At 62.4% G+C, this 12,483-nt stretch carries 12 protein-coding genes; 9 read left to right on the plus strand and 3 right to left on the minus strand.

All coding sequences use genetic code 11. From position 1 onward, the window contains the following. The first annotated feature begins 97 nt into the window (after nt 1–97). From NKI79_RS07545 to NKI79_RS07575, 7 genes are all read left to right on the plus strand, one after another. The gene (locus NKI79_RS07545; protein ID WP_352800788.1) at nt 98–1,129 is read left to right on the plus strand and encodes a LacI family DNA-binding transcriptional regulator; all 1,032 of its coding nucleotides are present in this window, start codon (nt 98–100) and stop codon (nt 1,127–1,129) included. Between the two features lie 307 nt (nt 1,130–1,436). Further along, nucleotides 1,437–2,378, plus strand: a complete 942-nt coding sequence (locus tag NKI79_RS07550; RefSeq protein ID WP_254815920.1) for a sugar ABC transporter substrate-binding protein — start codon at nt 1,437–1,439, stop codon at nt 2,376–2,378. 94 nt (nt 2,379–2,472) lie between these two features. Next, the gene (locus NKI79_RS07555) at nt 2,473–3,549 is read left to right on the plus strand and encodes an ABC transporter permease (RefSeq protein WP_292655972.1); all 1,077 of its coding nucleotides are present in this window, start codon (nt 2,473–2,475) and stop codon (nt 3,547–3,549) included. 2 nt (nt 3,550–3,551) lie between these two features. Continuing rightward, nucleotides 3,552–4,319: an ATP-binding cassette domain-containing protein gene (locus tag NKI79_RS07560; RefSeq protein WP_254815918.1), complete on the plus strand. Its 768-nt coding sequence runs from the start codon at nt 3,552–3,554 to the stop codon at nt 4,317–4,319. Between the two features lie 65 nt (nt 4,320–4,384). Further along, complete coding sequence (gene iolG, locus NKI79_RS07565; protein WP_254815917.1) at nt 4,385–5,386, plus strand: inositol 2-dehydrogenase; 1,002 nt, start codon at nt 4,385–4,387, stop codon at nt 5,384–5,386. A 23-nt stretch (nt 5,387–5,409) separates the two neighbouring features. Continuing rightward, on the plus strand, nt 5,410–6,204 hold the full coding sequence (locus NKI79_RS07570; protein ID WP_352800789.1) for an SDR family oxidoreductase: 795 nt from the start codon (nt 5,410–5,412) through the stop codon (nt 6,202–6,204). 579 nt (nt 6,205–6,783) lie between these two features. Next, entirely contained in the window at nt 6,784–7,875 is a 1,092-nt protein-coding gene (locus NKI79_RS07575; protein ID WP_352686493.1) for a 3-deoxy-7-phosphoheptulonate synthase, read from the plus strand. A gap of 48 nt (nt 7,876–7,923) precedes the next feature. Here the strand turns inward: NKI79_RS07575 and NKI79_RS07580 are convergent, their stop codons facing one another. Then, the gene (locus NKI79_RS07580; protein WP_352800791.1) at nt 7,924–8,559 is read right to left on the minus strand and encodes a LysE family translocator; all 636 of its coding nucleotides are present in this window, start codon (nt 8,557–8,559) and stop codon (nt 7,924–7,926) included. A gap of 127 nt (nt 8,560–8,686) precedes the next feature. Between NKI79_RS07580 and NKI79_RS07585 the strand changes: the two genes are divergently transcribed. After that, nucleotides 8,687–9,388, plus strand: a complete 702-nt coding sequence (locus NKI79_RS07585; RefSeq protein WP_352800793.1) for a helix-turn-helix transcriptional regulator — start codon at nt 8,687–8,689, stop codon at nt 9,386–9,388. Between the two features lie 32 nt (nt 9,389–9,420). On the opposite strand, the gene NKI79_RS07590 is transcribed toward NKI79_RS07585, so the two are convergent. After that, nucleotides 9,421–10,530, minus strand: coding sequence for a Gfo/Idh/MocA family protein (locus NKI79_RS07590; RefSeq protein ID WP_352800795.1), 1,110 nt, complete (start codon nt 10,528–10,530; stop codon nt 9,421–9,423). A 153-nt stretch (nt 10,531–10,683) separates the two neighbouring features. On the opposite strand from NKI79_RS07590, the gene NKI79_RS07595 reads away from it, so the two are divergent. Further along, nucleotides 10,684–11,529: a MurR/RpiR family transcriptional regulator gene (locus NKI79_RS07595; protein WP_352464792.1), complete on the plus strand. Its 846-nt coding sequence runs from the start codon at nt 10,684–10,686 to the stop codon at nt 11,527–11,529. Here NKI79_RS07595 and NKI79_RS07600 read toward each other — a convergent pair. Then, nucleotides 11,526–12,416: an AraC family transcriptional regulator gene (locus tag NKI79_RS07600; RefSeq protein WP_352800797.1), complete on the minus strand. Its 891-nt coding sequence runs from the start codon at nt 12,414–12,416 to the stop codon at nt 11,526–11,528. The genes NKI79_RS07595 and NKI79_RS07600 overlap by 4 nt on opposite strands. Nucleotides 12,417–12,483: the final 67 nt, after the last annotated feature.

Below are 12,483 nucleotides of genomic sequence, written 5' to 3' on the forward strand. Positions count from 1 at the left end.
AATAACGCCGAAGCCTGATAGGCTCAATATCACAAAGATAGTTTCTATCATTTTACATCATAATGGTGTAAAAGCAGGACAATAGAGCGAGGCAGCGATGGCGAAACGGCCGACGATTACCGACCTGGCACGCATTTCGGGGGTCAGCGTTGCCACCGTCGACCGGGTGCTGAACAACCGGTTGCCGGTGCGCGAGGAAACCGCGCGCCGCGTCTATGAAGCGGCGACCAGCATTGGCTATCACGCAGCCGGGCTGATCAAGCAGCGGATGCGCCATGAATTGCCGGAGTATCGGCTCGGGTTCCTGCTGTTGCGGCGGGAGGACGTTTTCTACAGCGAATTTGCCCGCGAGCTTGAACTGGCGGTATCGCAGTCGCCGCGCTTTCGCGGCGTGGCGACCATCGACTTCGCCGGCTCGCTGGCGCCGGACGAGATCGTCGAGCGGATGCGCAAGCTGGCCGCCAAATCCAGGGCCGTCGCCCTGGTTGGGCCTGATCACCCGACGCTGACGGTCGCCGTCGAGGCTCTCAAAGCCAATGGCGTGCCGGTGTTCTCCCTGCTTTCCGACTTTGCGTCCGGTATTCGCGAGGGCTATGTCGGCCTGGACAATCGCAAGGTCGGCCGCACCGCTGCCTGGATGATCTCGAAGGCTGCGAAGAGGCCTGGCAAGGTTGCCCTCTTCGTCGGCAGCCACCGCTTCCATGGCCATGAGCTTCGCGAGATCGGTTTTCGCTCCTTCTTTCGCGAGCAGGCGCCGGAATTCACTCTGCTCGAGACGTTGGTCAATCTGGAAGCGAACCAGATCACGCATGATGCAATGATCGAGCTTCTAGCCCGCCACCCTGATCTCGTCGGCTGCTATGTCGCCGGTGGCGGCATGGAAGGCGCGATCTCGGCGCTGAGGGAGGCAAAGCCGGCAGAGGTGCCGGCGGTCGTCTGCAACGAGATCACACCCGATTCCCGCTCGGCGCTGGCGGATAATTTCCTGACGATGGTGATCTCGACGCCACTGGCAGCGCTTTGCCGCGAGCTTGTCGGGCTGATGGCGCATGCCATCGAGATCGGCGCTGCGAATGCGCCGGGCCAGACCTTTCTGCCCTTCGACATCTATCTGCCCGAAAACATCTGACGTCGCGGTCATTGGCGGCGGACATGATGTAATCTATCAGAACGCTTTCAGGCTTGGCTTGCCTGAGCGTCCGTCCAAAAGCGCTCGAAATGCCGAAAATCCATTCTTCATGGCGAAATCTCGCTTGACGCCCACGCGAAATGGAATAAATATTTCACCAACTGAGCATTTTGGTTCTTTCGTTCCGGAAGATCTGTTTCAGGCAAATGCCTCCGGAACTAAAATGGCAATCGGGAGAGAATTCCCTGCGAGATCGGGGATTCCGGGTAGATCGGTGCAGCCGGACACCAATGTGGAGGAGAATCAAATGAAAAAACTGCTTTTGGGCGTCGCGTTCGCGGCGCTTATGAGTTCGTCCGCCTTCGCTGCCAAGATCGGCGTGTCGATGGCGTTGTTCGACGACAATTTTCTCACCGTGCTGCGCAACGGCATGATCGAGCAGGCCAAGGGCATGGACGGCGTCGAACTGCAGGTGGAGGATGCGCAGAACGACGTCGCCAAGCAACTCGACCAGATCAAGAACTTCGCCGCCTCGGGCGTCGACGCCATCATTGTCAACCCAGTCGACACCTCGGCGACCCAGGCGATGTCGGACGCAGCCGCCGCTGCCAAGATTCCACTGGTCTATGTCAATCGCGAGCCGGTCAACGTCGACACGCTGCCCGAAAACCAGGCCTTCGTCGCCTCGAACGAAGCCGATTCCGGCACGCTCGAGACCAAGGAGGTCTGCCGCCTATTCAAGGAGGCCGGCAAGACTGAAGCCAACGTCTATGTGATCATGGGCGAACTGTCGAACCAGGCAGCAGTGCAGCGCACCAAGGACATTGACGATGTGATCGCCACGCCGGAGTGCAGCTTCATCAAGATCATCGATAAGCAGACGTCGAACTGGAAGCGCGAAGAAGCGCAGAACCTGATGACCAACTGGCTGTCGACCGGCAAGCCGTTCGACGGCGTCATCGCCAACAATGACGAAAGCGCGATCGGCGCCATCCAGGCGATGAAGGCCGCCAACATCGACATGAAGTCGGTTGTCGTCGGCGGCGTCGACGCTACCCAGGACGCGCTTGCGGCGATGCAGGCGGGCGATCTCGATGTGACGGTGTTCCAGGATGCGGCCGGCCAGGGCGCCGGCGCGCTTGACGCGGCGCTCAAGCTGGCGAAGGGCGAAAAGGTCGAGCACAAGGTCTACATCCCGTTCCAATTGGTCACGCCGGCGAATATCGACAAGTTCCTGAAGAAGAACTGAGGCAGCGGACCGGCGCGGCGCACCAGCGCCGCTCCTCCTTCTCTCTCGGCCTGAAGAGCGGCCGAAGAGACCGTGGCTGACGGAGGAAGCACGATTGGCACAGACATCTCACGGCGTCGGCGGGCTCAGCTATGATGCGAAGCGGCGCGCATGGCCGGCCGAATTCAACGTCTTCCTGGCGCTCGTCATCCTGGTCGGCGCTTTCGAGCTGATCGGCCGGGTCTTCCTGGGCGACAGCTTCCTGTTCAATACCCGCGACAATATCGATGCGATCTTCAACGAAGCGCGCCTGCAGATCATCATCCTGCAGGTGTCGATTGTCGGCATCATTGCCATCGGCGTGACGCAGGTGATCATTACCGGCGGCATCGACCTGTCCTCAGGTTCGATCGTCGGCGCCACGGCAATGATCGCCATGAGCTTCGCCCAGGTGGCGACCGTCAACGGCAACCCGAACCCCAAGGCGATGTTCATCGCCCAGGGCTGGACCGACCTGCCGGTGATCGTGCCGGTGCTGGTCGCGATCGGCTGCGGACTGCTGGCCGGCCTGGTCAACGGTGCATTGATCGCCTACACCCGCATTCCGCCGTTCATCGCCACGCTCGGCATGATGGTCACCGCGCGCGGCATCGCCAAATGGTGGTCGAAGGGACAGCCGATCTCGTTTCCGACCGAAAGTTTCGCCGCCATCGGCAAGGGGCTGATGCCGGTCATCATCTTCATATCGCTCGCGGTGCTGTTTCAGCTGATCCTGAGCTACACCAAATATGGCAAGCACTGCTATGCAATCGGCTCCAATGAGGACGCCGCGCGCATGTCCGGCATCAACATCGCCAACCACAAGATCCTCGTCTACGTCATTGCCGGCGTCCTCGCCGCGCTCGCCGCCGTGGTGCTGAGCTCGAAGAATCTCACCGCCCAGGCCGGCATGGGTGTGATGTACGAGCTCGACGCGATCGCCATGGCGGTTATCGGCGGCGTCTCGCTGTCGGGCGGCCGCGGCTCGATTATCGGGACGGTGATCGGCTCGCTGATCTTCGGCGTCATCATCTCCGGCTTCACCTTTCTGCGCCTCGACGCCTATTATCAGGAGATGGTCAAAGGCGTGATCATCGTCGGCGCAGTCGTTCTCGACCAGTGGCGCCAACGCCTGCGGGCAATGAGGGCTTGACCATGTCGGACATCGTCCTGAAGACGGAAAACCTGACCAAGTATTATGGCGGCGTCCATGCGCTGGAGGGTGCCAACTTCGAGCTGCGCAAGGGCGAGCATGTCGCTATCATGGGCGACAACGGCGCTGGCAAATCGACCTTCGTACGCCAGATCACCGGCGTCGAGCAGCGCACCAGCGGCAGGATGTGGTTCGACGGCAAGGAAGTGAATTTTGCCGGCCCGATCGAAGCCCGCGAGGCGGGCATCGAGACGGTGTTCCAGAACCTGGCGCTCGCCGACGACCTCGACGTGCCGTCGAACCTGTTCCTCGGCCGCGAGCGGGTGCTGTTCAATCTAGGACCCTTCTCGATCCTCGATCGCAAGTTCATGCGCAAGGCGACCGAGGCAGCCTTGGTCCGCACGGCGGTCAAGATCCCCAATCTTTCCAACACCATCCGCCATATGTCGGGCGGCCAGCGCCAGTGCGTGGCAATTGCCAGAACCGCGACCTTTGCTTCCAAGCTCATCATCATGGATGAGCCGACCGCGGCACTCGGCGTGCAAGAGACGATGCAGGTCGAAAACATCATCCGCACGCTGAAGGAAAATGGCGAACCGCTGATCCTGATCTCTCACAACATGCGCCAGGTGTTCGACCTGGTCGACCGCATCGTCGTTTTCCGGCGCGGCCGCATCGTCGCCAATTTGCGCAAGCAAGACACCGACGGCAACGATATCGTCTCCTACATCACCGGTGCCAAGACCGGGCAGGCGGAGCTTGCGGCGTAACGGCAACGAGGCCACAGGCGCTGACACGCCTTCCCTTCCCAACCATCCTCAAAGGAAAATTCTTCATGCCTCTTCGCTTTGCTCTTCTCGGTGCCGGCCGTATCGGCAAGGTCCATGCTCGCGCCGTTGGTTCCAATCCGCAGGCCAGGCTGGTTGCAGTTGCCGACGCCTTCGAGAAGGCGGCGACCGATCTGGCCTCTGCCTATGGCGCCGAAGTGCGCAGCATCGATGCCATCGAGAAGGCCGGCGATATCGATGCGGTCGTCATCTGCACGCCGACCGACACTCATGCCGATCTGATCGAACGCTTCGCCAAAGCGGGTAAAGCGATTTTCTGCGAAAAGCCGATCGACCTCGACGCCGCCAGGGTGGAACGTTGCCTGGCCGTCGTCGACAAGGCCGGCGCCACCCTGATGGTCGGCTTCAACCGCCGCTTCGATCCGCATTTTGCCGCCGTGCGCAAGGCGATCGACGACGGCGCCATCGGCACCGTCGAAATGGTGACGATCACCTCGCGCGATCCCGGCCCGCCGCCGCTCGACTATATCGGCCGCTCGGGCGGCATCTTCCGCGACATGACCATTCATGATTTCGACATGGCGCGCTTCCTGCTCGGCGAGGAGCCGGTGGCGGTCAGCGCGCACGCTTCGGTGCTGGTCGACAAAAAGATCGGCGAAGCCGGCGACTTCGACAGCGTCAGCGTCATTCTCGAAACCGCCTCCGGCAAGCAATGCGTCATCTCCAACTCGCGCCGCGCCACCTATGGCTACGATCAGCGCATCGAGGTGCATGGCTCGAAAGGCATGATCGCGGCCGAAAACCAGCGGCCGGTGTCGATCGAACTGGCCAACGAGAAAGGTTATACGCGGCCGCCGCTGCACGATTTCTTCATGACCCGTTATCTCGACGCCTATGCCAACGAGATCGCCGCCTTCATCGCGGCAGCGACGTCGGGCAAGAAGGCGGCGCCGAGCGGCCAGGATGGCCTGGTGGCGCTCAGGCTGGCAGATGCGGCGCTGAAATCGGCCAAGGAAGGCAAGACCGTCCGCCTCGACAAAACAATCTGACTATCAAGCACAGGAGCAAGGCGATGAACGGTTCAGCCGGTCGCAATTCCGAAACACGCGCCATCGTCACCGGCGGCGCGCAAGGCATCGGCTTTGCCGTCGCCGAAGCGCTGGCCGATGAGGGCTGCCGGGCGCTGGCGCTGATCGGCCGCTCGCAGGAGAAGGGCGACAAGGCTGTCGCCGCTCTCAAGCGGGCAGGTGTCGATGCCATCTTCATCAGCGCCGACGCCTCAAAAGTGGCCGACTGCAAGCGTGCGGTCGAAATGGCGATTGGCCATTTCGGTACGGTTAACGCGCTGGTCAACGCCGCTGCCACCTCGGCTCGCGGCTCGCTGGTCGAGACCTCCGAGGATCTCTTCGACCAGATATTCCAGACCAATGTGCGCGGCCCGTTTTTCCTGATGCAGGGCGTGGTGGCGCATTTGCTGGCGCGCAAGGCACCGGGCTCGATCGTCAACGTGCTGTCGATGTCGGCGCATTGCGGCCAGTCGTTCCTGGCACCCTATTCGTCGAGCAAGGGTGCGCTGGCGACACTGACCAAGAATGTCGCCAATGCCTATCGCGGCAATCGCATCCGCTGCAATGCGGTGCTGCCTGGCTGGATGGACACCGAGGGCGAAGCGATCGTGCAGAAAAAATGGCACGACGCACCGGACGACTGGCTGGAAAGGGCCGAGGCCGCGCAGCCGATGGGTCAATTGGTGAAACCGGCACAGCTTGCCAGGTTGATCAGCTATATGATCAGCCCGCAGTCCGGCGTCATGACCGGATCGCTGGTCGACTACGACCAGAGCATCGCGGGGGCGTCGCCGGAATAGTGTCGCGGCGCACCCTGACGCTCTGGTCAATGGGCAGAACGCCCATCGCTTCGTCATCCTGGGGCGGAGCAAGGAGCGAAGCGACGCGGCGCAGACCCCAGGATCCATGCCGCGCCTTCAGAGCGCCGCAACGGTGCAGAATTCTGCTCCGCTGCACCCCTCGGCCAAGGTTACGGCATGGATCCCAGGGTCTTCGCGACGGAGCTTCGCTCCTGCTTCGCCCTGGGATGACGAAGTTGCGGAGGCTTCGACCAATCCCGAATTGGCTGCCAACAGGCCTCCAACCCCTCGGATCCCGTGCGCAGCGCTACTACGCAGCCTCATCACCCACGTGACAAGCGCCCCGGCATCGATTATATGAACCGCATGATCAACCTGACCGCCACGTATTGGTACTTTAGCAGCTCGCTGGCGGCGGGAGGATTGCGCTCGATCTGAAGATTGCAGCATCAAAAATCCGAACAGCCGCCAGACCTGGCGGCTTTTTTGTTTGCCGGCAGGTCTCCTAAAGCATGATCCCGAAAAGTGGCACCCGGTTTTCGGAAGAGATCATGCTCCAACAGACAGGAGCAGAAAGCCGTGTTGACGACCACAGACGATCTTCGGGTCAAAGAAATAAGGGAATTGAGCGCGCCGGACGAGGTGATGCGGGAGATACCGCGCACGCTGACGGCGACGCGCACCGTTGCCGCATCACGCAACGCGATCCACGCCGTACTGACCGGCGCCGACGACCGGCTGGTGGTTGTCGTCGGCCCCTGTTCGATCCACGACCCGGCCGCTGCCGTAGACTATGCCAGTCGTCTGGCGACGCTGCGCGAAAGCCTGTCGGACCGGCTGGAGATCGTGATGCGGGTGTATTTCGAGAAGCCGCGCACGACGGTCGGCTGGAAAGGCCTGATCAACGATCCCGATCTCGACGGCAGCTTCAACATCGACAAGGGGTTACGGATGGCCCGCAACGTGCTCTCCGCGGTCAACAATCTCGGCCTTCCGGCGGCCACCGAATTCCTCGACATGGCCACCCCGCAATATATTGCCGACCTCGTCGCCTGGGGAGCGATCGGCGCGCGCACGACCGAGAGCCAGATCCATCGCGAACTGGCGTCAGGCCTGTCCTGCCCGGTCGGCTTCAAGAACGGCACCGACGGCAATTTGCGGATCGCCGCCGAAGCCGTGAAATCCGCCGCCCAGCCGCATCATTTCATGGCGGTGACGAAAGGTGGGCGCAGCGCCATCGCTACGACCACCGGCAACGAGGACTGCCACGTCATCCTGCGCGGCGGTATTGTGCCTAATTATGACGCGGCCAGCATTGCTGCTGCCTGCGCGGAACTCGGCCGGATCGGCGTGGCGCCGCGGCTGATGATCGATGTCAGCCACGCCAACAGCAGCAAGAAGCCGGAAAACCAGCCAGGGGTGGCAGCCGAGGTCGCGGGCCAGGTCGCGGCGGGCGACGAGCGCATCATCGGCGTTATGATCGAGAGCAACCTTGTCGCCGGCCGGCAGGATGTCGTGCCCGGCAGGCCGCTTGTCTATGGCCAGAGCATCACCGATGGCTGCATCGACTGGGCAACCACCGAGACGGTGCTTTACGGCCTTGCCGACGCGGTCGAGCGGCGCCGGTCGGTGCGCCGCGCCATGATATCAAGCCGTCCGGGAGCCGCCTGACCCGGCCGGCGCCGCTGCCATGGACGTTGCGCCCTTCGGGCTCGGAATTCACGCCGCCTTCAAGCCTTCCCAGACGGTGAGCGCCGAAACCGCAACGAGAAGCAGTCCGGCCGCCCGGCCGGCAAGAGCGGTTGCCCTTGGATTGGCGACCAGCAGATCCCGGCTGCGACCGGCGGTAATTGCGAGTCCGCCATAGACAGCGAACTGCGTGGCGATCGTCATCAGCCCCATGATGATCGCCTGCATCCAGATCGGGCCGTAATCCGGCCTCAGAAACTGCGGATAGACGGCAAGAACAAAGAGATAGGCCTTTGGATTGATCAGGCAGGTCATGATCCCCTGGCGAAAGGCCTTCCATGCGGAGCGGCTGGCGGCAGGGCCGTCATGGCCGACGGTGATGGAGCTGCGCATCAGCGTGATGCCGATAAAGGCCATGTAGGCGGCGCCGGCAATCAGCAGCGGATTGAAGAGGATCGGCAAGAAATGCATGAGCAGGCCGACGCCGAGCGCGCCGTTCAGCGTATGCACCACGCCGCCCAGCATGATGCCGCCGGTCGCCGCAAGCCCTCTGCTGCTGCCGCCGGTCAGCGCATTGGCAAGCACGAAAAGCATGTCCATGCCGGGCACGATGATGATGCCGAAAAGGAGGAGAAAAAAGAGCCAGAGGTTTGCCGCGTAGTCCATGTCAGTTGCCTGTCGCCTCATGCAGGCGAGCTGCAGAGGAACTTGTTGATTTTCAATCCGATAGGCGATCCTATAGGTCAGTCCAACTGACGAGGTGTTGTCAGTTGCCTTCGGGCCGAGTGAGGGAATGCGCAAGGCGTCGCGTCTGTTCGAGATCATCCAGATCCTGCGGCTGGCGAGGAAGCCGGTGACGGCGGCAATGATCGCCAAGCGGCTGGAGGTGACGGTGCGCTCGGTCTATCGTGACATTGCCGCGCTGCAGGCGATGCGCGTGCCGATCGAGGGCGGGCGCGGCATCGGCTACATACTGCGTCCTGGCTTCGACTTGCCGCCGTTGATGTTTTCGATCGAGGAGATGGAGGCGATCGTATTGTCTCTCGCGCTGCTCGAACGCACGGGCGACAGCGAGCTCAAGCAGGCGGCCAAGCGCGTCAGCGCCAAGATCGCCGGCGCGGTGCCGCCGCCTTTGCGCCAAACGCTCGACGCCAATCAGTTGCATGCATGGGGTTTTGCCGCGCCATCAGCCTCCGCGGTCGATCTGGCGTTGGTGCGCCGTGCCATCCGCGACGAGGCCAAGCTGGACCTTTCCTACCGCGACGAACTGGGCCGAGCCACCGAGCGCATCATCTGTCCGATCGCCCTCATCTACTACTTCGAAACCGCCAACATCGTTGCCTGGTGCGAGCTGCGCCAGGCAATCCGCAATTTCCGCAGCGACCGGATCGAGGATTGCCAGGCGACGGGACTATGGTTCAAGGGTGAAGGCGACGGTTTGCGGCAGGTCTGGGTGAACGGGTGGGAAACGGACACCTCGGCCGCAGGCGGCTGAAGCGGCCACTGTGAAGCGGATGCCGGGGAGGGCTACCTCACGTCCTCCCAGCGGCTCTCACTGAACGACCTGGCCATCGCGTGCACGGTGCGCTCGATCTCCAAGCCTTCGTCGAAGTCGATGATGCGCGCCGGCTTGCCGGCCAGCCGCGTCAAAAGTTCCCTGCATTCGATGATCTTGAGATCGTTGAAGCCAAGCCCGTGGCCGGGTGCCGGCAGGAAGGCGTCGTAGGGCTTGTGGTGCGGCGCCACCAGGATCGTGCGATAGCCTTGCTCGGTCGGCCGGTCGGCTGTCAGATAGAGCTGGAACTCATTCATCCGCTCCTGATCGTACAGGATCGAGCCCTTCGAGCCAAAAATCTGGATGGCGATCCGGCCTTTGCGGCCCCAGGCCGAACGGTTGACCAGCAGCGTGCCGGCGATGCCGTTTTCGAGATGCATCAGGATGCTGGCGATGTCGTAGGTTTCGACCGCGCGGCGCCCGCCAGAGGCGACGCGGCGTTCGGCATAGGGTTTGGCCATGTCGCACATGACGCGGGCAACGCGGCCGAACAGCACGGCGATGAGCGAAAGCGGATGCACGGCGAAATCGTCGAGCGCGCCGTAACCGGACGCCGCCTCGTGCTTCCAGAAGAACAGCGCCTCCGGATCGGCCATGAAGTCCTCGTCCATCTCGATGCGCAGATGGTTGACCTCGCCGATGATCTTCTCGTCGAGCAGCGCGCCGATATGGCGGATTGCGGGGTTCTGGATGTAGTTATAGCCGAGCGCGGCGACTTTGCCGGACTTTTGGGCCGCCGCAGCCATTGCTTGCGCCTCCGCAAAACTCGGCGCCATCGGTTTTTCACACCACAGATGCTTCCCGGCTTCGAGGATGGCGATGGCCATTTCCGGGTGGAACTGGTTCGGCGTGGTCAGCGAGATGACATCGACGTCGGGATCGTCGACCACCGCCCGCCAGTCACCGGAGGCCCTGGCGAAGCCGAATTCGCTGGCACGGCGTTTGGCAAGGTCCTCGTTGACCTCGCCCAAATGAACCAGCCTTGGCTTGTCCACATCGGGAAAGACGGTACCAACCGCGTTCCAGGCAATGGCGTGGCACTTACCCATGAAGCCCGTGCCGATAAGACCTACCCCGACCATCCGCTTGCCTCCCTGTGTGCAAAGTTTGTGTGGATGAATTAGTCCAATTTGTCTGCAGATGGAACGCTTGTCTCATTTTTTATGGTGTTCTTGTACAGGCCCGCTATGATGGGGCACAGAGGGAACCAGACGATGAGCCTGGGCGGAGCGACAATGGACGAACGGGTGCCGCGCGATTTCGAGACCCTGCGGGCGACGATCCTGGAGCGGCGCCAAAGCCTGCCGAAACGTATCGCCCAGATCGCCGCCTATGCGCTCGACAACCCAGACGATATCGCCTTCGGCACCGCCGCCAGCATCGCCGCTTCCGCCGGTGTCCAGCCTTCGACGCTGATCCGCTTTGCCCAGCAGCTTGGTTTTGATGGTTTCACCAGCCTGCAGTTGGTGTTTCGCGAGCGTCTGCGCGAGCGCAACTCGTCCTATGATGAAAGGCTGGCGGCATTGCGCGCCAAGGCCGAGGAAGGCGCCGGCCACCGCGCGATTTTCGACGGTTTTGTTGCCGCAGCCAGCACCTCGCTCAACGACATTTCGCGCACGCTGAATGAAGACCATTTCGAAGATGCGATCGCCGTGCTGGCCAAGGCCGAAACCATTTACGTGCTGGCCAAGCGGCGCTCCTACCCGGTCGCCTCCTACATCGCCTACGCATTGGGCAAGCTCAAGATCCGCAACCAGCTGATCGAATCGGCCGCCGGCCTCAATGCGGAGATGATCGGCTTTGCCTCTCCAAGGGACGCCGTCATCGCCATAAGCTTTTCACCCTATGCCCCGGCCACCATCGAGGAGGCGCGCGTCATTTCGGAACAAGGCGTGCCGATCGTGGCGATTACCGACTCCTCCTTTTCGCCGCTCGCCCAGTTCGCCAGGGTCTGGTTCGAGGTCGCCGAGGCCGATTTCGCCGGCTTCCGCTCGCTGTCGGCGACGATGGCCTTGGCCATGGCGCTGACCGTCGCGGTCGGCGAGAAGCGGCGCGACAGCGGCAGGAAGCGCAAGCCTTAGAGCACCTCTATCGCCGTTTCGCCTCCTGCCAAAAGCCGCGCTGCGTCGCGGGCAGGCGGCGATCCGAACTGGCGGGCATACTCCCGGCTGAACTGGGAAGCACTCTCATAGCCGACAGCGAAGGCGACACGCGCCACGTTGCCCGGCTGGGCAACCAGCAGATGGCGGGCTTCCAGCAAGCGGATTTGCTTTTGATACTGGATTGGGCTCATGGCCGTCGCCGCCTTGAAGTGACGATAAAACGCAGCACTGCTCATATGGGCGATTTCGGCCAGATCCCCGACCCGAACCGGCTGATGGGGATGCGAGCGGATCCAGGCGATCGCCTGGCCAATCCGGGACAGATGGCCGTCGGCGCGCGCAAGTTCACGAAGCTTTCCGCCTTGCGGGCCTTGCAGGAGCCGAAACAGCATCTCCCGCTCGAGCATGGCCGCGAGCACGGGAATCTCCGCTGGCCGGTCAAGCAGCCGCAGCATTCGACGCAACGCGTCGAGCAGGTCGTCATCAACGGGAGAGGTGGAGAACCTGTCGCCCCCGAGGACCGGCCCGTGCTCAACGAGGAGCGCGGCGACAGCCTGCAGGTCAAGGGTCAAGCCAATGGCCAGATAAGGACGTGCGGCGCTCGCTTCGACTATCTGGCTGATGCTGGGCGTCTCGACAGTGTAGATGAAATAGCTGGCCGGGTCGTAACGAAGAGCCCGGTCGCCGATCAGAACCGTCTTCGCGCCCTGCAATACGAATAAGACCCCCGACCCCCACACACCCGGCAATGGCGCCGTCGCGACTTCGCTGCGGCCGATCGAAACGCGGGGAATCGCCGTTCTTATTCTTCGCCCGCGCGCATGGCGGCCGGCGATTTCGATCAACTCCTGCAGCGCCTCGCTCATTGCGCCAGCATCGCGCATTCGCACCGGCCGCGCAACAGCGTGAGAGGATTAGGCAAGAGCTGGAGAG

The sequence above is a fragment of the Mesorhizobium sp. M0340 genome (assembly GCF_040321535.1).
Classification (GTDB): Bacteria; Pseudomonadota; Alphaproteobacteria; order Rhizobiales; family Rhizobiaceae; genus Mesorhizobium.